Origin of the sequence: Zunongwangia mangrovi, from assembly GCF_900112105.1 — a bacterium.
Taxonomy (GTDB): domain Bacteria; phylum Bacteroidota; class Bacteroidia; order Flavobacteriales; family Flavobacteriaceae; genus Zunongwangia; species Zunongwangia mangrovi.
In genome coordinates this window covers 136109-158024 of record NZ_FOKV01000006.1, presented here as the reverse complement: position 1 = coordinate 158024, position 21916 = coordinate 136109, and the positions used below count along the sequence as shown (strand labels likewise).

The window sequence follows — 21916 nt, the reverse complement described above, 5'->3', positions numbered from 1 at the left end:
ATATGCATTGTGTAAGAGTTATAGATCCGTCAAAAAAGATCGTTATCTTTTTATCTGCGAAAGAAGATATAGGGCGTGAAAGAAAAGCATATTATTATGCTTTAAAAAAATATTTTAATGTTGTCTGTTGTATTGATAAAGAACTCGATCAGGTAATTGCTTCTATGGAGTCTCAGGGAGAAATATTCTTAATTCTCTATCCAGATCCTTGCGAGGCCATTATTCCTGAAAATATTTTGAGTATTAACTATCCTACAGGTTGTTTTCAAATAGACACTTACGATGGAACTAAAGCTAGATTAGACCAATCGATGCTCTTTGATCATGCATTTATATTTCATCCGAAGTATGATAAAGTGCTTGAAGGAATGGGACATCCTGGAGTAACTTTACTTCCACATGCAGTTGAGACGAATCTCTATCCAGAATTTATAAAAGAAAGAAAATTCGATGTAGGATGGGTTGGTCGTTTAGATGGACCTTTTTATCAAATTCGAAAAGAGCAGGTAGAAGCAATTAGTAAACGTTATAAAACCAACGATATTAATAAATTCTATAATCAGGATGAGTTAATATCTGTTTATACAAATTCAAAAATTGCTGTCAATATATCGAGGGATGATTATATGATAGATGCGAATTTAAGATGTTTTGAAATTATGGCTTCTGGAGCGCTGTTGATAACAAAAAAACCTACGGAACTAGATGAAATTGGTCTAGTCGCAGGAAAACATTTTGTGACTTACAAAACAACAGAAGAATTACTTAATAAGATATCCTATTATTTACAAAATGAAAATGAAAGAAAACGCATAGCTTTTCAGGGATATCAGGCGGTTAATAAGTCTCATGATTTTGTAAACAGAGTAGAGACGATCGTAGAGGTAGTTCAGAGAAATAATAATAGAAAATTAGCTCCAGCAAGGAATTGGCGAGCGACTAAAAAAAATGAAGTGTTTTTTGAATATTATGCTCATCGTAGAAAGTTATTTAAAGCACTTAAATATGGTATTTATCTATTGAAATCTAGATATAGCCGATCCTTGTATGTCTTCAAGAATTTGGGAAGAATAGTTTTTTTAAACATGAAATTTTATACGAAATAATATGAGTTTAACAATACTTCACGTAGCAGATATAAAGCTTGATCCTTATTCAGGGATGGGAAGGATAGCATATTTTTGGAAAAAAGCTTTTGAAGAAGCAGGTCATCAATTTATTCATTTGGGAAAAGAAAATGTGGTTACAAAGCATCCTTCAGAATTTCCTGGTAAGGCTTTTAAGATATTTAAAGAAAAATTCGGCAAAAAGAAGCCAGATGTTATTTTGGCTCATGAGCCTGTGTCTGGAAAATTTATTGGAACCAATATTCCAATAGCGCTTTTTAGTCATGGAATAGAGCAGCGAGAGTGGAATTTAAGAAACACTTACTATAAAAAATTTCATGACGAGGTTAGCTTAAGAAGTAAAGTTTTGTTTCCAATATGGCGCCTTCGAAACTGTAATAAGGGCCTTAGAAAAGCTAATTTATTATTGCTTTCAAATAAAGAAGATCAAAATTACGCTATAGAAAAGTTTAAAAGAAATATAGATGACATTACGATCTTTAGGAATGGAGTGAAAGAAGACTTTCTAACTCAAGGTGATTTGAACATCGAAAACAAAGAATGCATAATTGGATTTAGCGCTACTTGGATCAAAAGAAAAGGCACAGGACTAATTATTGAAGCATCAAAGAAATTGTTAAGAGATAGAATACCTGTAAGGTGGTTACTTTTTGGAACGGTCTTCCCTAAAGAAGACATCTTAAAAGAGTTTCCAGAGGAGTTGCACCCAAATATTGAGATTGTACCTACTTTTAATTCAGACGAAGAAAAGAAATTGTATGAGCAATGTGATATTTTCATTCTTCCTAGTTTTTTCGAAGGACAATCATTAGCTCTTTTGCAAGGTATGGCTGCAGGCTTATGTTGTGTAACTTCAGATAATTGTGCTCAAATAGATCTAATTCAGCATAGAGTAAATGGTTTGCTTTTTAAAACTGGAGATTATATAGATCTCAGTACTCAAATAGAGTTAGCCATTAAAAATCCAAAATTTCGAAAAAAATTGGGAGAAAATGCACGGGAGAGTGTTATTGATCGTAGATGGAGTGTGGTATCGAAAGAAGTTGTTAATCAGATAGAGAAGATAGCATAGTTTTACTTAAATGATAATTCATAAGATATTCTTTAAATTGTCATTTTACTATCACCAGTGGCTTGCTAAGATTTGTATTCTCCCAGCTGTTTTAGCAGGTTTAAAAATAGGGTCAGATAGTGTAGTAGGAAAAACCTTTTTCTCATGGCCACACCAGGTGAGCATCGGAAAGAATTGTATCCTCGAAAGCTATATAAACTTTAGGTATGATGGTGTTTGGAATCCGGGACCTTCAATAATTATTGATGATAATGTTTATATAGGAGCTAATTCAGAATTTAATATTTGCAGTGATATCCACATTGGTAAAGATGCTTTAATTGCTTCTGGATGTAAGTTTATTGATCATAATCATGGCTACCAGTCCTTAAGTACACCAATTAGATTACAACCACCAGATGTGGCAGCCATTAGAATATCTAATAATGTGTGGCTAGGAACAAATGTAATAGTTCTAAAGGGTGTTAAGATTGGTTATGGATCAATTGTAGCGGCAGGCTCTGTGGTTACAAAGTCAATTCCTTCAATGGAAATATGGGGCGGAGTTCCCGCGAAAAAAATTAGTATTAGAAAAGATGAAGACATTAATAATCACATGCGGATGTCTGGAACCTTCTAAAGACGGTATAGGCGATTATTGTTTCAATTTAGCTAAGGCGATAAAGCTTTTAGGTGTTAAAGTTGTTTTAGTTAGTATTAACGATTTTTATGTAAAGTCTTTTAGAGAAGAAACCCGAGAAGATATCCAGCTTTGTAGAATTCCCGCAAGGAATAGTTGGCAACAAAAATATAGATTATTTAAAAATATATCTGAAACCGTAAGTCCGGATCATATAAGTTTTCAATATGTGACTTATGCTTTTCACAAAAAGGGGCTACCGGTTGTTGCACATCAGTTTTTAGTGGGAATTCTTAAATCTTATGAGGTTAGCATTATGATGCACGAACCTTGGATAGGAAGATCTAAAGAAGATTCATTAAGACATAAGGTAATTGGCTATTTTCAGCAAATAATAATTAAGCAGCTAATTAACGGAATATCACCTATAAAAGTGTTTACTAGTAATATAGCATTTAGTCGATTATTAAAGGAAAACGGGATTCAAAATAAAGTTCTTCCGCTTTTTAGTAATATACCATTTAGTAAAAATGCGTTGCAACAGCTACCTCAGTTATTCAACGAAAACCAATTATTCCTTTTTGAAAAGTCACTCAAGATTGTTCTTTTTGGAAGAATCCCTTTTAGTTGGCGAAAAGAAGAGTTAGTTAGGTGGTTAAAGGATAAGAACGTTACTATAATGGTAGCCGGAAGGTCTGATCAAGATTCTGCCGACAATTTAAGGCATGAAATTAAAGGTTTGAGCGCGAAAATTAACTTTATAGCTTTAGGAGAATTAAGTAAAGAGCAAGTTTCCACCTTATTACAATATGCAGATGCAGGTTTAGCATTAACTCCTCCACAAATTTTAGGTAAAAGCGGAGTTGTTGCGGCTTATAAGGAGCACGGTTTACCTATAATATTAGCTGGAAATAATGAGTTGTTTTTAGAAACTGATGTAACGTACCTAGAGCAATTAGATAAATTAAGCTTAGATATTTCTCTTGATGATCAACTAGAAAAACTTAAACGAAAACCTTCATATTCTGGAGTTCAACTTATTGCTGAAACCTTTTTAAATGGAGTAAATGGTTTAAAAGAAGCGAAAAATGCGTATCCCATTTAATTTAACCTTAAATAATCAATAGATGAAAATAATTGTTTCTCATCCCAATAGTAACCAATTCAATAGATGGGCTTTAGATGGGTTAATGGATAAAGATATGTTGTATGAATTTAATACATCTGTAGCATCTTTTCCGGGGACATTTCTGGATAAACTATCTAATGTTAAATCCTTTTCTGAAATAAAAAGACGAAGTTTTGTTTCAAGACTTCAACCCTTTACTAAATGTTCACCTTGGTTAGAAACTGGAAGAATTGTTTCCAATAAATTTGGTTTTCAGTCTCTTACGAAACATGAAACTGGAATCTTTTCAGTAGATTCAGTTTATAAAGACATAGATACGAAAACAAAATCTCGCCTTAAGCATGCAAAACTTACTGGAGCAAAAGGTGTTTATGCATATGAGGATGGAGCTCTAAATACTTTTCGTGAGGCCAAGAAGCTTGGGATGACCTGCTTCTATGATTTGCCAATCGGATATTGGAAACACGCAAGAAAACTATTAAAAGAAGAATACAATAGATCACCAGAATGGGTGTCTACATTAACCGGTCTTCAAGACTCTTCAGCCAAACTTCTTAAGAAGGATGAGGAATTAAAATTAGCTGATAAGATTTTTGTAGCAAGTACATTTACGAAGAATAGTTTAAAAGATTTTGATGGCATTTTGAATAATGTTGAGGTTATACCTTATGGTTTTCCTATACCAACTACCGGTAGGAAATATTCTAGTCTTAAAAACCGAAAAAAGATAAAACTTCTTTTTGTAGGAAGGTTAGAACAGCGAAAAGGAATTGGTGATGTCGTGAAGGTGGCAGATGCTTTAAAAGACTTTGTAAGTTTAACAATAGTAGGGCAAAAACCAACGAATGATTGTGAAGCACTAAATTCAGCTCTAACGAGACATGTTTGGACACCTAGTATGCCTCATTCCAAAATATTAGAGTTGATGAAAGAACATGATGTGCTTCTATTTCCATCTCTATTTGAAGGTTTTGGGATGGTGATTACTGAGGCAATGTCTCAGGGAACACCAGTGATCACTACAGAAAGAACTGCTGGTCCAGATTTGATAACCCATGGAGAGAATGGTTGGTTAATGAAAGCTGGATCAACAATTAGTCTTAAAAATTGTGTTGAAGAAATTTTAGAAAATCGAGACTTAATAAGTCAGGTAGGTAAAAATGCATTGGAGTCTGCATTTGATCGCCCTTGGAAGAAATATGGCGATGAATTAGCAGAGGCTATGCGAAAACATTTTTAAAGATATGAGTGATGTAGCTATCAGTCTCAAGGGCACCAAAGAAATTATATACTCTGATAATTTAATATTAAAAAAAGGCATATGGCTTTATTTCTTTTTGTTATTGTTTGAAGGAGCTTTACGAAAATGGGTTTTACCTTCTCTTTCTGCTCCACTGCTTATTGTACGAGATCCTATCGCTATCTGGTTGATATATACAGCTTGGAAACGAGATCTGATACCATATTCATCTTTCTTAATATCAATGGTTTTTACGGCGATGTTATCATTAGTCACAACATTTTTAGCGGGACATGGTAATTTATTTGTTGCTATATATGGTGCTAGAATTTTAGTTTTACACTTTCCACTTATTTTTATAATTGGTAATGTTTTCTCAAGGAAAGATGTGGTTAAAATAGGCAAAATAATGCTTTATTTTTCAGTGCCTATGACAGTTTTAATCGCTTTACAGTTTTACAGTCCGCAATCGGCTTGGGTAAATCGAGGTGTAGGTGGAGATATGGACGGAGCCGGGTTTAGTGGCGCAATGGGATATTTTAGACCACCTGGGACTTTTTCTTTTACCACGGGAAATACTATGTTTTATGCATTATTAGGAGCATATATTTTTTATTTTTTTCTAGAAAGAAAACGAGTAAATACCTGGATTTTAATTTTGTCTGCGATATCCTTATTTATTGCGATACCCCTGTCAATAAGTAGAACATTGTTATTTCAGGTAATAATCGCATTTCTGTTTGCCTGTATAGCAGGTGTAATAAATAGAAAGTTTTCTGGTAGAATATTAACAACTGTGATTCTTTTAATAGTCGCTCTTAGTATTGTTTCTACTACTGAAGTTTTTCAAAAAAGTACTGAAGTTTTTACTACCCGTATAGAATCTGCAAGCAAATTTGAGGGAGGTATTGAAGGTACTTTATTAGACCGTTACTTAGGAGGACTTTTAGGAGCTTTAAACCATTCCACTTCACAAAATCTTCCATTTTTTGGACATGGAATGGGATTAGGAACCAATGCCGGTAGTATGATTTTGACTGGCGGTGTGTCTTTCTTAATTGCGGAAGAAGAATGGGGTCGTCTAGTGGGGGAAATGGGAATCCTTTTTGGTCTAGCAGTTATATTTATTCGGCTAGGTTTATGTTTTTCTTTGGCTTTTAAAAGTCATAACGAACTAGTAAAAGGTTCTCCTCTAGCATGGATGCTTCTTAGTATAGGTCTTCTTATTATTCCACAGGGACAATGGGCTCAGCCTACTGCGCTTGGTTTTGGCGTTTTAGTAGGTGGTTTGATCATGGCATCTTTAAACACATCAAAATAAATAAAAATGAAAATCATTTTTTATACGCACCCAAGCTTTTTGGGGCATAAAAGTATGCCTAGATTTACCAATATGCTTGCAAAAGGAATGGCTATAAGAGGGCATGAGGTTGAGGTATGGTCACCATCAGGAGTTTTTGCAAGGTTGTCTAAATCGAGCTCATTGATTAAATATTTAGGTTATATAGATCAATTGTTGATTTTTCCTTTTCAGGCTAAATTGAAACTTAAAAGAAAAGATGAGGCACTACATGTTTTAACAGATCATGCTTTAGGTCCTTGGATGAGTTTTATAAAAAAAAGAAAACACGTTGTTCATTGTCATGATTTTATAGCTCAAAAAGCTGCAGTAAATAAAATTGAAGATTTAAAAATTGGTAGTCTTGGACGGTATTATCAAAATTTAATAAAGAAGGGGTATTCCAAGGCTCATAATTTTATTTCAGTTTCAGAGACAACGAGAAAAGATTTACATCTGTTTAAACCAGAAACACTTAAAAATTCTCAAGTTGTTTATAATGGTTTAAATCAAAATTTTAAACCTAGTGAATCAATTACCTCCTTAAGAAGGCAATTAGAGCAAAAATTAAATATTTCTCTTTCTAATGGGTTTCTTTTCCATATAGGAAATAATGAGTGGTATAAAAATAGAACCGGCGTAATTAACTTATACGATTATTGGAGAAATAGTAATAAGCATTCTAAACCATTAATAATGGTTGGTCCTAAGCCCACAAAGGACTTAATAGCTTTAAAAGAGGCATCCGGTTTTTCTAGAGACATTTTATTTCTGGATAATATAGCTGACGATTTGGTTAAGGACTTATATTCGGCAGCTACATTACTTATCTTTCCTTCGTATACTGAAGGCTTTGGTTGGCCAATAGCTGAAGCAATGGCTTCGGGTTGCCCAGTTATAACAACTGCAGAAGCTCCAATGACGGAAGTTGGAGGCAAAGCAGCATTTTACATTCCAAAAAGACCATATAAACAAAGTGAACAGAATGAATGGCTTAAAGTTGGGGCGAAGGAAATTGAAAAAGTGGTTTCCTTAAGTTTAGAAGAAAGGAAAAATGTGATTTCTTCAGGAATACATAATTCTAAACGCTTTGATTCTAAGCAAGCGCTGGACTCTATAGAAAATATTTATAAATCGTGTCATTCCAAAAATTATGAAAATCCTTCATGTAGTAGATCGAATGGATCCTAAAGCTGGTGGTGTTTGTCAAGCTATAAGGACGATAGTAGATTCGTTATCACAGCTGGAAGTAATAAGTGAAGTCGTTTCTATAGATTGTGAAGCCAGCAATTTTAAAGATTCTTTCAAAATATATGCTTTAGGTCCTGCTAATAATCCATGGCAATTTAGTAAAAAACTGTTGCCATGGTTAATCAGCAATTTAGGGAATTACGACTCAGTAATAATCCACGGTATGTGGCAGTATTATGGTTTTGCGACTTACAAAGCACTTAAAGAACGTGATGGGGATAAACCGTTAGTTTATTTAATGCCCCATGGCATGCTAGATCCTTATTTTCAAAATGCTCCTGACAGAAAATTAAAAGCGATAAGAAATAGAGTCTATTGGAATTTGATCGAGCAACATGTTATTAAAAATTGTACTGCTTTATTGTTTACGTGTAGAACGGAGATGGAATTAGCACGACTATCTTTCAAACCATACAAACCAAAGCATGAAAAAATAATTGGTTTAGGCATAAAAAGTCCTCCAAAATGTACTGAGTCGATGCTTAATTCTTTTTATAAGGCATCTGGACTTAAAATCGATGAAAACTTTATACTTTTTTTAGGCAGGATCCATAATAAGAAAGGTCTTGATATTCTAATAAAAGCATATATCGAGCTTTTACCAGTTGTCAAGTTGCCTAAACTGGTTATTGCTGGTCCAGGAATCGAATCAGATTTTGGAAAAGAAATAAAAAGACTGATTGAAAAAAATCCTCAATTACAGTCCTATTTCATTTTTACAGGAATGCTCGTAGGAGATTCTAAATGGGGAGCTTTTTATGACTGCGAAACATTTATTCTTCCTAGTCATCAGGAAAATTTTGGAATAGCAACAGTTGAAGCTTTAGCCTGCGGTAAGCCAGTTCTTATTTCTAATCAGGTAAATATCTTTCATGAAATTCAGGATTACGATGCGGGATTGATTGGAGCAGATAATATCGCAGGAACCAAAAAAATACTTCAAAGTTGGATGTCACTATCTATCGAAGAAAAAAGAACAAAGGGTACCAATGCGATGAAGTGTTACAAAGAGAAATTTACAGAACATACTGTAGCAAAAAAAATTATAGAATTAAAGAATTTGAATTATGAAAATAGCCTCCTCGAATACAAATTTTAATTCTAGAGTTAGGTTAGAAGGCTTTAATCCTTCTAAAGGTTTAAGTAGAGGAGCTTCAAAATTTAAAGAAATTAGTTGGTACATCATTAAGGTGTTTTTCTTCCTATCTGCAATCCCATACCCAACAAATTTTAAAATTTTTTTACTTCGGCTTTATGGGGCGGAAGTAGGTAAGAATATAACCTTAAAACCCAGGGTGAATATTCATTTTCCATGGAAGCTCAAGATTGGAAACAATGTATGGATAGGAGAAGAAAGCTTTCTATTAAATTTTGAGGAGTTGACTATAGGTAATAATGTTTGCGTTTCTCAGAGGGTATTTCTATGTGGTGGTAATCACAATTTTAAGGACCCCACTATGCCTTATAGAAATGGCCCCATTAGTCTAAGGGATGGATGTTGGGTAGGAGCTTGTTGTTTTATAGGGCCGGGTGTTTGTATAGGAGAGGATACTGTGCTCACAGTAGGTTCAATTGTAACTTCTTCTGTAGGACCAAATTTAGTTTATAGAAAAGGTAATTCAGATTTAATGAAAGTAAGATGGATATAAATAATAAATAAAATGTTTAATAAAAATTTAATAAGATGAAAAGAATACTAGTTACAGGTGGTGCAGGTTTTATTGGCTCACACCTTTGCGCAAGATTACTGAACGAAGGTAATGAAGTAATTTGCTTAGACAATTATTTTACAGGGAATAAACAAAACATCGTTGATTTGATGCATCACCCCTATTTTGAGCTAGTTCGCCATGATGTAACAGAACCCTTTATGGCAGAAGTAGATGAGATTTATAATTTAGCTTGTCCCGCCTCACCTGTTCACTACCAGTACAATCCAATTAAAACGATGAAAACCTCTGTAATGGGAGCTATAAATACTTTAGGTCTGGCAAAAAGAGTAAGAGCGAAAATTCTTCAAGCGAGTACTAGTGAGGTTTATGGTGATCCTTACGTTCACCCACAACCAGAATCATATTGGGGAAATGTAAACACCATTGGACCAAGATCCTGTTATGATGAGGGTAAGCGATGTGCTGAAACATTATTTATGGATTATTTCAATCAACATAATATAGATATAAAAATCGTACGGATTTTTAATACATATGGCCCTAATATGAACCCTAATGATGGTAGGGTAGTGTCTAATTTTATTGTTCAGGCTTTAAAAGGTGAAGAAATAACAATTTTTGGAAGTGGAAATCAGACTAGGTCATTTCAATACGTAGATAATTTAGTAGATGGCATGGTTAGAATGATGGGAACTCAAAGAGGTTTTACCGGTCCAGTTAACATAGGTAATCCTAATGAGTTTACTATGTTAGAGTTAGCCCAGACAATTTTAGATATTACTGGTTCCTCATCAAAACTTAGTTTTAAGGCTTTGCCTAAAGATGATCCACAACAAAGAAGACCAGATATCGCTATTGCTAAAAAATGTTTGGATGGATGGGAACCAGATATTCAACTAAGAGAAGGGCTTACTAAAACTATTCAGTACTTCGAAGAGGTTCTAATGCAAGAACCACAAATTGTTCAAGCTTAAAAGAATCAAATTATGAAAGTTTCAATTATAACAGTGGTATATAACAACGAAGATACCATAGCAGAGTGTATAGAGTCTGTCTTTAGCCAGACATATCATGATATCGAATATATTATTATCGATGGTAATTCTACCGATGGAACAAAAGAAAAAATAAAGCCATATTTGGACAGAATAGATTGTTTTATTTCTGAACCTGATTCTGGTATTTTCGATGCATATAATAAGGGAATTAAATGGGCTACCGGAGATGTGGTGGGAATTTTGAATTCTGATGATTTCTTCCATTCAGAGAGAACTATCGAGAAGATTGTTAAAGCCTTTGATGTTTCTGGTAGTGATTTGGTTTATGGAAAAGGTGTTTTTGTGAGTAAGGATAACCCAAATTTAATCAAGAGAATTTATCCTTCTAATCCGTTTAAAAATAGTCATTTGTTTTTCGGATGGATACCATTACATCCAACGATCTATGTAAAAAGAAAGGTTTACGAAGAGTTCGGCTTGTATAATAAAAATTATTCTATAGCTGGGGATTATGATATCTCTTTGAGATGGTTTAAGAATAAGCATATTGAGAAGTTTTACCTGAAGGATTGGGTCGTTAAAATGAGATTAGGAGGGAAAAGTACAACCTTAGCATTGCAGAAAAAGAAATCTTCAGAAGATATGAAAATTATTAAATACCATAAGCTAGCGGGTTATTTAACCTTGATGTTTAAAATAGGTAGGAAAATACCACATCATTTAATTCCAAGAATGGTAGACTCTAAGAGTTTATACAGGTGGTTTTAATAATTAAGATGTAAATATATAATTAACCTTTAATAAATAATATGAAACTAGCAGCAAATTCATTTATTTTATTGGTAACAGTTATGCTTTTGTTTTCGTCATGTGTTTCGCGTAGAAAAATTGCGTATTTGCAGGGAGATGAAGGTGAGCAAAATCTGAACCTTATAAATAATAATCTAAAAATTCAACCAGATGACGTATTAACGATCAGGGTATCTACAGAAGAACCTGATGCGGCAATACCTTTTAATTTAACTAAAACTGTAGGGCAATCAGGAATGCCTGGAAATATTGAATTAGAGACTTACTTAGTGTCCAATACAGGAACAATTAAATTTCCGGTTATTGGTGAAATTGAAGTTGCCGGATTAACTAATATTCAATTAGCTGAAAAAATAAAATCAGAAATTAGTGAGTATGTTAAGGACGCAATTGTTAATGTACGTATTCTAAATTTTAGAATAAGCGTTTTAGGAGAGGTTAAAAGCCCGGGAACCTTCTTTATTGAAGACGATCATATCACGCTACCGCAGGCATTAGGGCTTGCAGGGGATATGACGATTTATGGTAAGCGAAAAAATATTTTAATTGCCCGTCAGGTTGAGGGTAAACAAATTCGAAAGTATGTTGATTTGAGAGATGCAGATATTGCTTCATCTCCCTATTATCATCTACAACAAAACGATATTGTCTATGTAGAGCCAGTAGGAGCGAGGAGGCAATCAGCAAGCTTCCTTGGAACAGCTTCTAGCTATTTATCTTTGGCATCTGTTATTATCTCTACCGTAGTTCTGATAACTAATAATTAAAATGGTTGATTATGAGTAATAAATCTAAAAATAACCAAAAAAAGATTGGTCAAGAGCTTAAAAAATATACTAAGTATTGGTACTGGTTTATTATAACTGTAGCTATTACCGTAAGTGCAGCATATTTTTACTTAAAATATGCCACTCCTGTATTCAAGGCTACGGCCAGTATAATTATTAAGAATGATGGGGCCAAAGGTAGTTCTGATGCCGCATATGGTTTTAGCGATGCTTCTATGTTTGGATTAAGATCTGAAAAAATAGAGAGCGAGATATCAATATTGAATTCCAGGCAATTAATGAAGGAGGTGGTAAAAGCACTTAATTTGCATATTACCTACTCTATAGATGGTAGATTTAGAAATATAGAATTGTATGATGATAAACCATTTACAGTTAAACTTCTAGCATACGATGCGCAAAAGCTTAAAAAGTTTTCTTCCAATTTTGTAGTAACCTATTTAGGGGAAGATAAATTTTTAGTGATAGATAGACAAAATTTTAAAGAATATAGGGTGAATGTTAATGAGGCATTAGATATTGGTTTTTCGAAAATATTATTAACCAATCCTAAGTCAGATGGTAAAAACCTGCCAGTGAATGTTGACTTTCATTCTATCGAATCTATGGCCGCCAATTATGGAAATAAAGTTTCCTTAATTCAAGGTGAAAATAGTTCGAATGTAATTCGATTTGAACTTATAGATCCGGTGCCTAATAGAGCAAAAAATGTATTGGATCAACTTATCCTAGAATATAATAAAGATGCAATAGAAGATAAAAATTTGATTGCTGCAAATACAGCTAATTTCATTAACGAGAGGCTTACAATAATTAATAGCGAATTAGATTCTGTTGAAACTGGTAAAGTAGAATTTAAGAAAGAAAATCGTCTTACTGATTTATCATCGGAGTCTGAAATATTTGTTCAAAATGCCAGTGAGTATAGTAAACGAAAACAAGAATTAGGCACGCAATTAGAGCTCGTTAATACAATACTTCAGTTTTTGTCTGAAACTGATAGTGATGATCTTATCCCGGCTAATTTAGGTATAGAGGCAGCAGGTGTTAATCAACAGATTTCAGAATACAATGATTATATTTTAGAACGTAATAGATTACTTAATAGCTCTACGGAAAAGAATCCAATGGTGAAGCGAATTAATGATAATTTGGCACAGGTAAAATACAACATCTATCAGTCATTAAAACAATCTAGATCGAGTTTACAGATTTCACTTAATGAGCTTAGAAGACAGTCCTATAACGTTAACTCAAAAATTTCAGAGATACCACTTCAGGAAAAAGAAAATAGAGGTATAGAAAGACAGCAAAAAATTAAAGAATCTTTATATCTATATCTCTTGCAAAAGCGAGAAGAGAATACTTTGGCTCTTGCAGTAACTGAGCCAAAAGCTAAAATAGTGGATGAAGCCTATAGTAATGGAATTCCAGTAGCACCAAATCCAAGGAGCATTTTTTTAGGAGCTGTTTTGTTAGGACTGTTAGTTCCTTTTTCTGTAATATTTGGTTTTCAGGCTTTAGATAATAAGGTTCGAAGCAAAATTGATCTCCAAGAGTTTCTATCGAAAGAAATACCTCTAGTTGCAGAAATCCCTTCTTTGGGAAGGGTGAAAAAAAACTTTTTAATACAACAAAAGGATAGATCGATATTAGCAGAGTCTTTTAGGATTTTATTGACGAACATGCAAGTTCATCTAAAGAAAAGATTTGATGATAAAGACTCTAAAGTCATCATGCTTACTTCATCTTCTAAAGGAGAAGGGAAAACATTTACAACTATGAATCTTGGTATTACCATGGCAAATAGTAACAAGAGAGTTTTGCTTATTGGAGCAGATCTTAGAAATCCGCAAATGCAGAGATACATAGAAAATCCAGAAAATTTTATTGGATTGAGTGAATATTTGTCTGAGGAAGCGCAAATTGATGGGATTGTTAGACAATCGAATATTCATGCGAATCTTGACATGATTTACTCGGGTAGTATACCCTATAATCCTAGTGAATTACTTAGGTGTGACAGGTTAGAGTATTTGTTCAATGAAATGAAATCAAGATACGATTATATATTAGTCGATACCGCTCCATCAATGCTGGTAGCAGATACAGCGATTATTAGTGAATTTGCAGATCTTACTTTATATCTAGTAAAGGCAGGAAGTACCAAAAAAGAGAGCCTTGATTTTATACAGGATGCAAATGGGACTACTTTAAAAAATATATGTTGTATTTTAAATTGTGTTCAATTTTCAAACCTGCGTTATGGCAATAAGTACGGCTATGGTTATGGGGAGAAACGAAAAAAATATTCTAGAGAAATTAAAACAAGCACTGCTAACACCGTTACTTCATAACTGTATCATGACAATTAAATATTTATTCATGTTAGGGTTTCTATCCGTATTTCAAATAAGTCAGGGGCAGGAAGAAGATGAAGCTAAAAGAAATTATGATTTTCATTTGCTTGTGGGCTCATCTGTTAGTGATACCTACTTTTCTTTTACCAATGAAACTGAATCGGATACAGAGCCCGGAGTTGGAATTTCAGTTGGAATTGGGACAGCACTAAATCTATCTAAAACATTTTACCTAACATTAGATTATGTCTTAAGATTGAGACGTAGTAAGGATATATATTTTGATAATAATTTCAATTTATACTACTTAAGTTTTCCAGGAGCATTAAATATCAGAGTGAATAAAATTTTAGATATCGCTTTTGGTCCACAAGTTGAAATAATAATATTTACAAATGGAAATGATCGGAAAGATGGAGAAATGTTTTCACATTCCTTGGAACATAGAAATTTAGGGATTCATTTGGGGCCAATAATTCACCTTTCAGAAAAATCTAGCATAGCTTTAAAATACTTTGCTGGATTAAATAATATTGGTATAAACTACGAAGGCCTATACAGAGAATTCAGAATAAAAAGTTTCGGACTTAGATACAGTTATAGATTCTAGAAGATTTTGCTGCTAGCTACGATAGCCCCTAAGGTTTATATTTTATAAACTAAAGGGGCTTTTTTAATTGCTAATCTGAAATAAACTACTCCTTAATAACAGGAGTCTTATCGATATACATTTTTTGATAGGTAGGTTTAAACATATCACTCTCTCCAATTTGTTTGAATTGAAATTTATCCTGAATCATCATTCTGGACTCTACTTGAGTTCTACCTAAAATTTCGTCAATTGCTCTGGCTAAAAATGGTTCTTCCGGGTCACCAAGAACGCCAAGGTTATTTAGATCTTCAGTAATTGTTATATCTGGAGTAAGACCATCGATAAAATCTGTATAGCCATCTCTATTAGCCATTTTTAAAACGAGAGGTTGCATAGCATACGTATGATCATCGTTACGATTTTCATCATCGAAATTGGGACTATCATATAAGGTTACAGACGCCTGAAATTTACCAGTAGTTGTTTCCCCAATATGAACAACATTAATATAAGGTGTTAGTCCGTTTATGATTAACTCGCTTGCAGATGCCGTTGCCTGGGTGGTTAGAATATAAACTTCGCTAAGATTTAGACTATTAATTGCTTCCCCGTCACTTAATTCTGAATCAAATTCGTTAACAAGAAAATCGGGTGAGAAAGTTTCATAATATTCCTGGTAATCCTCATTCCACTCTTCCGTAGAAAAAACTTCACCTTCAAATTGTCCCGTTATCATGCTCGCTAAATCTGTAGCAGTATTTACAGAACCACCGCCGTTATATCTAAGGTCTAAAACCAAATCTGTAACGCCTTCGCTTTTAAACTCCGCAAAAGCTGCATTTAATTCTTCATCAAAATTGGCTATAAAACTATTATACATCAGGTATCCAATTTTTCTTCCTTCCATCTCTAGGACTTCAGTAATAAAAACAGGATTCATAGTATAAAAATCATCAGTAAGATTTGCAGTATCATCAGTTAAAAAGATCGTATTATCTTCAACATAGCCAATATTTATGGTAAAGGAATCACGTGTTAGCAATTCGCTATAATTCGATAGCGTTAGTTGTTCTCCATCAACTTCAGTAAAAACAGTTCCACGAGTTAAGCCTTCTTCTTCAGCAGATGTTCCCGGTAAAATATATTGAATATAACCAAAAAGATCGTTGGTGCCACTTAATAGGCCCAATCCAAATTGAATACCAGTAGCACCACTAATTCCGTCAAATTGATTTTCTAATTCTTCGTAATCATCTACCAGGTAGCTAAACTCATCCTTATCAGAAAGCAGGGAATTAAAAAGGGTTTCAGGAGAACTAAAATCGCTTAGAAATTCGGTTTGCGCATCATCATTAGTGAAATATTCATCGGCAAGTTCTGGAACATCTCCTTTGTATAGATAGATGTCGTTAAGCCCGCGATAGATAAAGTTTTTCACATCCAGCTCAATTCGCTCTTCTTCTGTAAGTTCAGTTTGCTCTGGCTCTGGCTCTGGATCAACCTCCTCTGGGATATCATTGTCTTCAGAACACGCATTGAAAGAAAACAAACTTGCTAAAAAGAGTAGTAATAGAAAATTCTTTTTCATTAGTTTCAGTTTATGTAAAACATATCAGCAATTATGCCAATCGATTTTAAAAAATATACGGCAATATAATAGGAGCGGATTCTAAAAAAACGATTTTAACGTTAAAAGTGGATTATATTAAGCAAATAAATTATTACAAAAACAAAAAACTCCCGAAATTCTATAGAATCTCGGGAGTTTTTTATTGTGGAGTCGGAGGGGTTCGAACCCTCGTCCAAACAAGCAATTCAGAAGCTTTCTACACGCTTAGTTTTCGCTTGGATTGTCGGGAAAAGATCTGGCCAAAAACAACCTAACCTTTTCCGTATCCTCAATTAAATTTCAAAACTGCATCAAGGCCCTGCAGTCTCTATATTTACTTTATCGGTGCCTCTGGTGTGGACGCCGTAAATCAAGGCTTCCACGAGACATCTCGGCTCCCTACCTTGTAGGGACTAAGCAAAACCTACTATGATTCGGTTATGCAGCCAAGGCGTAGTTATTCTCGCCGTTTAAAAAAGTGTGAAATATGAGATTTACGAGCTATATCCCAGCGCTCGGCGTGCTTACAACTCAATTAGACTCGCTGTCAAAACCAAGTCGACCCCAATATGTAAAGAACTTAGTGCTTTGTTTTTGGGCGTTCCGTTTGTCCTATCGGCCAAACGGCGGGCTATCCGCTTTTAGTTTTTGTTCGTCGCCTCACAAAAAGCTAACCGCTGCTATCCCTAACGCAAAATCGAATTTCAATTAAACAAAGAACATCAAATTCAGCTTACCACTTACAAAATGGCAAGGCCTGCAAAGGTACTATTAAATTTATATCTTTACCCGATAATCGAGATTAAATATATCTGGTCATAGCTCGAAAATAAAATAAGTTTTTTAATCAAAGCTTTATTATTTTGCAATAAGCTAAGTTTCTCGATAACCGGGATTTTAAATATTTTATAACTTTTTTAAAATCCTAAAAAGTAAGATCTCAATAATAGATATTTAGACCACTAATTTTTAAATTAGGAAAACTAAATTCGATACAAAAACAACAGATCGCGAAACTAAAAAGACACATCTGTTTTTACAACTATTAGCTTTTAAAAACCTGTATAAATCGTACAAAACCTATACCAATCTATGCTGAAATTCGCTATTATTCGGGAAGAAAAAACACCACCAGATCGTCGCGTGGTATTCTCGCCAAAACATCTAAAACAAGCAAAAGAACAATTTCCAGAAGCTCAATTTAAAGTTCAGCAATCTGATATTCGAATTTTTAAGGACGAAGAATATCAAAAAGAAGGATTTCAGGTTTCAGAAGATATCAGTGATAGCGATGTGATGATCGGAGTTAAGGAAGTACCGATTCAAAGCCTAATTCCGAATAAAAAATACTTTTTCTTTTCTCATACCATCAAAAAACAACCTTATAATCGTGACCTTTTAAAGGCGATTTTAGATAAAAACATCGAGCTTTTTGATCACGAGGTGATTACCAGCGAAAGCGGAATGCGACTTATTGGTTTTGGTAGATATGCCGGTTTGGTAGGTGCGTATAACGGATTTCGAGCAATCGGACTCAAAAATGAAAGCTTCACTTTACCAAAAGCAGATGATCTTCCAGATCTCGCCAAAATGCTATCCGAATTGGATAAAATCAACCTACCAAATCTTAAAATAGTGCTTACCGGTAGCGGAAAAGTAGCTCGTGGCGCTAAAGAAATTTTAGATCATCTTAAAATCAAGAAAGTTGAGGTGCCAGAATATCTTTCAGAAAAATTTGATGAGCCGGTTTATTGTCATATCGATGTCCTAGATTATAATAAGCGTAAAGATGGTGCCGAAGAAAGCATTCCTGAGTTTTTCAGTAATCCCGAGTTGTACGAATCAGATTTTTGGCGTTTTGCCGTAAGCAGCGATTTCTTTATTGCCGGGCATTTTTATGGCGAAGGTGCTCCCGTATTTTTTACAAAAGAAGAGGCTAAAACGCCCAATTTCAGCATAAAATTTATTGCAGATATTTCTTGTGATATTGCCGGGCCTATTCCTAGTACGATACGTCCTTCAACTATCGCAGATCCTATTTATGGCTACGATCCAGAAACAGAAAAGGAAATAGATTTTAAGGATCCCAAAGCGATTACCATAATGGCGGTAGATAATTTACCTTGCGAATTGCCTAAAGATGCCAGCGAAGGTTTTGGAGAAATGTTCTTAGAGCATGTACTGCCGGCTTTTTTCAATAATGATAAAAACGGAATTTTAGAAAGAGCCCGAATGACCAAAAATGGTAAATTAACGCCTAAATACTCTTACTTACAGGATTTTGTAAGCTAAAAACTAAAGCTGTTTTTATCCAATATCGTATCTTGTTAGACATTAGAATTAATCACTTCTCTCTTATTATGAAAAAAACATCACTACTTCTGCTGGGCTTGCTTTCCCTGGCTTCCTGTAAAAATGAAGAAAAAACTTCTGAAAAGAAATACAAAGAAATTACCGGTATCAGTCAGGATCTAAAACCCGGCGATAATTTTTTTAGATACGTTAATGCAAAATGGTACGATACCATTACAATTCCTGAAACTCAGGCTGGGGTAGGAGCCTATATGTTTATGAATTATCCGCAGCGACTTCGTTTGCAGGGAATCCTGGATAGTGTTTCGCAAAGTGAAAATGCTGAAGCTAGTATTGCACAAAAAGTGGGCGATTTCTATGCTTCCGGGATGGATACAGCAACGATAAACAAAAGAGGCTTTGAACCTGTAAAACCAATTTTGAATGAAATCGATGCTATTTCCGATATTTCTTCGATGATGCATTTTGTGACGAATACAACAATGTCTGGGAATGGTTCTATCTTAAGTTTTTACGTTGGGCCAGACGATAAAAATAGCCAGATGAATATCGCACATGCTAGTCAGACGGGCATTGGTTTACCAGATAGAGACTATTATTTCAGTGAAGATTCAGAAACAAAAGAAATTCAGGAAGCTTATAAAAAATACCTTTCCACATTATTTCAGCTTACCGGGATTAGCGATGCTGAAGCTTCTAAGAAAGCCGGTGTAGTTTATGATATCGAGAAGCAGATAGCCGAATCGCATAGAACCAGGATCGAGCGTCGTGACGTAAAAGCCAATTATAATAAAATGGCGGTAAGCGAGCTGGACAAAAATCATCCAAATATTGGCTGGCCTGCAGTTTTAGAAGATCTAAATGCGCAAACAGATTCTATCGATGTTGGGCAACCAGAATATTACGATACTCTTAATTCGCTTTTAAAAACCGTTCCATTAGAAGATTGGAAGGTTTATTTAAAAGCCCATACTTTAGAAAATTATGCAGATAATTTAAGCAAGCCTTTTGTAGATGCTTCTTTCGATTTTACCAAAGTGATCTCTGGGCAAGCAGTTCAGAAAACTCGAGGAGAGATCATGGCAAGTGCCGTAGATGGATATCTTGGCGAAGCTTTGGGGCAGTTGTACGTTAAGAAATATTTTCCTGAAGAAGCCAAAGAGCGTATGCAAGAGTTAGTTGATAATGTTCAGAAAGCTTATGCAAAAAGAATAGAAGATTTAGAATGGATGAGTGATAGCACAAAAATAAAAGCCAAAGAAAAATTGGCTGCGATCACTAAGAAAATTGGCTATCCCGATAATTGGAAGGATTACGGCAATGTAAGTATCGATAGAGATACTTATTTTGAAAATATCGTTTCGGCTTCTTCCGCGGCATACCAACGTAATTTGGAAAAACTGGGAGAGCCGGTAGATAAATCTGAGTGGTTTACCACACCTTCTACAGTTACGGCCTACAACAATCCTTCGGCAAACGAAATTGTTTTTCCGGCAGGAATTTTACAACCTCCTTATTTTGATAACGAAGCTGATGATGCATTAAATTACGGCGGAATAGGAATGGTGATTGGTCACGAGTTAACGCATACCTTCGACGATCAGGGAGCGCAATTCGATAAAGAAGGAAACGTAAAAAATTGGTGGACAGATAGCGATTACGAGAAATTTAAATCGAGAATCCAGCAGGTGATCGATCAATACAGCACCTTTACGGTTTTGGATTCCCTTCATATAAAAGGCGCAATGACGGTTGGTGAAAATACTGCAGATATTGCTGGTGTGGCGGTTGCTTACGATGCTTTTAAAATGACTGAGCAAGGTCAGGATACAACAAAGATCGGCGGATTTACGCCAGATCAGCGATTTTTCCTTTCGGTAGCTAAAATATGGCGCGTAAAAATGAAGGATGAATTTCTACGATTATGGATTAATAACAATCCGCATTCGCCACCATCATGGCGAGTAAATGGACCTTTAATGAACAATCCACATTTCTATGAAGCTTTCGATGTACAGCCAGAAGATTCATTGTATTTAGCTGAAGATGAAAGAATTCTTATTTGGTAAGGGTTTTATGTTTTTTAAAGAATATTTAATTTCTATTTAAAAACGCCTGTTATCGATCATTCTTTGATTGATAATGGGCGTTGGCTGTAATTAAAGCACGTCGTACAGAAACCAGAATTTGATAATCAGAAATCTGAGTATTAAAATTTCAATAAGACAAAAATATAAATCTATTAATCCCTATTTATACAATTTACCATTCAACGTAACACAAGAAAATTGAAATTAGAACAAAAGCATCGTGGAGAAAAAAGGACTTTTCTCATTCAGGGAAACGTACTTAAGATATCAGAAGATAGCTCATTTGGGAGCAGTGGACGGACTATTCCATTTGAAAATATCACTAATGAATTTGTTTCATTGAAATTCAATCCTATTCATTACTTTTTAATTATTATACTAGGAGTTCTAATTGTTTTTTCATTTTTAGTTTTAAAAATGTATAATATTGATAATCTCGGTAAAATATATAGATGGATTCTAATATTTCTTGCTGGAGGTGCTTTTGGGATATTTAATTTAAAAATGGGTTCGACAGTTCTGAGATGTATAGATTTTGAAGGAATTGAATTTTATAAAAATAAACCTTCAAAAAAAGAAATGGACTTCTTTATTACCGAATTATTCAAACGTCGAAATACATACTTGAAAAAGCGATTTGAAAAAATAAACCCTAATTTGAATTACGAATATCAATACGCTATGTTCTATCATTTACATTCGTTGGAAATAATAGATTCTGATAAATTGGATAAATTGATTTCTGAGCTTGACAAAACTTTTGAAGGAGAATTTATCACATTTAGTCAAAATTAAGTACAGTACCCAACAAAGTTAAATAATTTTGTATGGCAAGATTCCTATCAAAAACTCTTCGTAACTAGACGGCACCGCTAGTAATGAAGGAATTACTAGCAACAGAAAATT

Annotated in this window: 18 protein-coding genes and 1 other RNA gene; 17 read left to right on the top strand and 2 right to left on the bottom strand. The window is 34.3% G+C overall.

The window, feature by feature from the left end:
• Positions 1-2: 2 nt before the first annotated feature.
• The 14 genes from BM201_RS13625 to BM201_RS13560 are packed head-to-tail and all read left to right on the top strand — an operon-like array spanning position 3 to position 15016.
• Positions 3-1106 carry a glycosyltransferase family protein gene (locus tag BM201_RS13625; protein WP_092543535.1) on the top strand — a complete coding sequence of 368 codons (1104 nt, stop codon included), beginning with the start codon at positions 3-5 and terminating at the stop codon, positions 1104-1106.
• A 1-nt stretch (position 1107) separates the two neighbouring features.
• Entirely contained in the window at positions 1108-2199 is a 1092-nt protein-coding gene (locus tag BM201_RS13620) for a glycosyltransferase family 4 protein (RefSeq protein ID WP_092543533.1), read from the top strand.
• 10 nt (positions 2200-2209) lie between these two features.
• The gene (locus BM201_RS13615; protein ID WP_092543531.1) at positions 2210-2818 is read left to right on the top strand and encodes an acyltransferase; all 609 of its coding nucleotides are present in this window, start codon (positions 2210-2212) and stop codon (positions 2816-2818) included.
• A complete protein-coding gene (locus tag BM201_RS13610; protein ID WP_092543529.1) occupies positions 2775-3923 on the top strand; it encodes a glycosyltransferase family protein in 1149 nt (382 codons plus the stop codon). Before BM201_RS13615 ends, BM201_RS13610 begins: the two co-directional genes overlap by 44 nt.
• A 22-nt stretch (positions 3924-3945) precedes the next feature.
• Entirely contained in the window at positions 3946-5187 is a 1242-nt protein-coding gene (locus tag BM201_RS13605) for a glycosyltransferase family 4 protein (protein WP_092543527.1), read from the top strand.
• 4 nt (positions 5188-5191) lie between these two features.
• Positions 5192-6508: a hypothetical protein gene (locus BM201_RS13600; RefSeq protein ID WP_092543525.1), complete on the top strand. Its 1317-nt coding sequence runs from the start codon at positions 5192-5194 to the stop codon at positions 6506-6508.
• Between the two features lie 6 nt (positions 6509-6514).
• The gene (locus tag BM201_RS13595) at positions 6515-7717 is read left to right on the top strand and encodes a glycosyltransferase (RefSeq protein WP_092543523.1); all 1203 of its coding nucleotides are present in this window, start codon (positions 6515-6517) and stop codon (positions 7715-7717) included.
• The gene (locus tag BM201_RS13590; protein ID WP_245758642.1) at positions 7680-8876 is read left to right on the top strand and encodes a glycosyltransferase; all 1197 of its coding nucleotides are present in this window, start codon (positions 7680-7682) and stop codon (positions 8874-8876) included. The genes BM201_RS13595 and BM201_RS13590 overlap by 38 nt, the downstream gene beginning before the upstream one ends.
• A complete protein-coding gene (locus BM201_RS13585; RefSeq protein WP_092543521.1) occupies positions 8845-9426 on the top strand; it encodes an LbetaH domain-containing protein in 582 nt (193 codons plus the stop codon). Before BM201_RS13590 ends, BM201_RS13585 begins: the two co-directional genes overlap by 32 nt.
• Positions 9427-9461: 35 nt before the next feature.
• Entirely contained in the window at positions 9462-10424 is a 963-nt protein-coding gene (locus BM201_RS13580) for a UDP-glucuronic acid decarboxylase family protein (protein WP_092543519.1), read from the top strand.
• A gap of 12 nt (positions 10425-10436) precedes the next feature.
• Positions 10437-11216 carry a glycosyltransferase family 2 protein gene (locus BM201_RS13575; RefSeq protein WP_092543517.1) on the top strand — a complete coding sequence of 260 codons (780 nt, stop codon included), beginning with the start codon at positions 10437-10439 and terminating at the stop codon, positions 11214-11216.
• A 41-nt stretch (positions 11217-11257) separates the two neighbouring features.
• On the top strand, positions 11258-12025 hold the full coding sequence (locus tag BM201_RS13570) for a polysaccharide biosynthesis/export family protein (protein ID WP_092543515.1): 768 nt from the start codon (positions 11258-11260) through the stop codon (positions 12023-12025).
• Positions 12026-12036: 11 nt separating this feature from the next.
• Positions 12037-14403, top strand: coding sequence for a GumC family protein (locus BM201_RS13565; RefSeq protein WP_092543513.1), 2367 nt, complete (start codon positions 12037-12039; stop codon positions 14401-14403).
• Complete coding sequence (locus tag BM201_RS13560; RefSeq protein ID WP_139219235.1) at positions 14312-15016, top strand: hypothetical protein; 705 nt, start codon at positions 14312-14314, stop codon at positions 15014-15016. Before BM201_RS13565 ends, BM201_RS13560 begins: the two co-directional genes overlap by 92 nt.
• Positions 15017-15101: 85 nt before the next feature.
• On the opposite strand, the gene BM201_RS13555 is transcribed toward BM201_RS13560, so the two are convergent.
• The gene (locus BM201_RS13555; protein WP_092543509.1) at positions 15102-16586 is read right to left on the bottom strand and encodes a S41 family peptidase; all 1485 of its coding nucleotides are present in this window, start codon (positions 16584-16586) and stop codon (positions 15102-15104) included.
• Between the two features lie 184 nt (positions 16587-16770).
• Positions 16771-17173: a transfer-messenger RNA gene (ssrA, locus tag BM201_RS13550) on the bottom strand.
• A gap of 526 nt (positions 17174-17699) precedes the next feature.
• On the opposite strand from ssrA, the gene BM201_RS13545 reads away from it, so the two are divergent.
• From BM201_RS13545 to BM201_RS13535, 3 genes are all read left to right on the top strand, one after another.
• Positions 17700-18899: an NAD(P)-dependent oxidoreductase gene (locus BM201_RS13545; RefSeq protein WP_175487043.1), complete on the top strand. Its 1200-nt coding sequence runs from the start codon at positions 17700-17702 to the stop codon at positions 18897-18899.
• Between the two features lie 68 nt (positions 18900-18967).
• Positions 18968-20989, top strand: coding sequence for a M13 family metallopeptidase (locus BM201_RS13540; RefSeq protein ID WP_092543507.1), 2022 nt, complete (start codon positions 18968-18970; stop codon positions 20987-20989).
• A 219-nt stretch (positions 20990-21208) separates the two neighbouring features.
• Positions 21209-21805 (top strand): hypothetical protein, encoded by a 597-nt coding sequence (locus BM201_RS13535; protein ID WP_092543505.1) that lies wholly within the window; start codon positions 21209-21211, stop codon positions 21803-21805.
• Positions 21806-21916: the final 111 nt, after the last annotated feature.

Coding starts and splice junctions, on each gene's coding strand:
- BM201_RS13580 (WP_092543519.1), top strand. CDS start 9,462: ATGAAAAGAATACTAGTTACAGGTGGTGCAGGTTTTATTGGCTCACAC.
- BM201_RS13585 (WP_092543521.1), top strand. CDS start 8,845: ATGAAAATAGCCTCCTCGAATACAAATTTTAATTCTAGAGTTAGGTTA.
- BM201_RS13625 (WP_092543535.1), top strand. CDS start 3: ATGCATTGTGTAAGAGTTATAGATCCGTCAAAAAAGATCGTTATCTTT.
- BM201_RS13560 (WP_139219235.1), top strand. CDS start 14,312: ATGGCAATAAGTACGGCTATGGTTATGGGGAGAAACGAAAAAAATATT.
- BM201_RS13555 (WP_092543509.1), bottom strand. CDS start 16,586: ATGAAAAAGAATTTTCTATTACTACTCTTTTTAGCAAGTTTGTTTTCT.
- BM201_RS13620 (WP_092543533.1), top strand. CDS start 1,108: ATGAGTTTAACAATACTTCACGTAGCAGATATAAAGCTTGATCCTTAT.
- BM201_RS13570 (WP_092543515.1), top strand. CDS start 11,258: ATGAAACTAGCAGCAAATTCATTTATTTTATTGGTAACAGTTATGCTT.
- BM201_RS13595 (WP_092543523.1), top strand. CDS start 6,515: ATGAAAATCATTTTTTATACGCACCCAAGCTTTTTGGGGCATAAAAGT.
- BM201_RS13615 (WP_092543531.1), top strand. CDS start 2,210: ATGATAATTCATAAGATATTCTTTAAATTGTCATTTTACTATCACCAG.
- BM201_RS13575 (WP_092543517.1), top strand. CDS start 10,437: ATGAAAGTTTCAATTATAACAGTGGTATATAACAACGAAGATACCATA.
- BM201_RS13610 (WP_092543529.1), top strand. CDS start 2,775: ATGAAGACATTAATAATCACATGCGGATGTCTGGAACCTTCTAAAGAC.
- BM201_RS13605 (WP_092543527.1), top strand. CDS start 3,946: ATGAAAATAATTGTTTCTCATCCCAATAGTAACCAATTCAATAGATGG.
- BM201_RS13565 (WP_092543513.1), top strand. CDS start 12,037: ATGAGTAATAAATCTAAAAATAACCAAAAAAAGATTGGTCAAGAGCTT.
- BM201_RS13590 (WP_245758642.1), top strand. CDS start 7,680: ATGAAAATCCTTCATGTAGTAGATCGAATGGATCCTAAAGCTGGTGGT.
- BM201_RS13545 (WP_175487043.1), top strand. CDS start 17,700: ATGCTGAAATTCGCTATTATTCGGGAAGAAAAAACACCACCAGATCGT.
- BM201_RS13600 (WP_092543525.1), top strand. CDS start 5,192: ATGAGTGATGTAGCTATCAGTCTCAAGGGCACCAAAGAAATTATATAC.
- BM201_RS13540 (WP_092543507.1), top strand. CDS start 18,968: ATGAAAAAAACATCACTACTTCTGCTGGGCTTGCTTTCCCTGGCTTCC.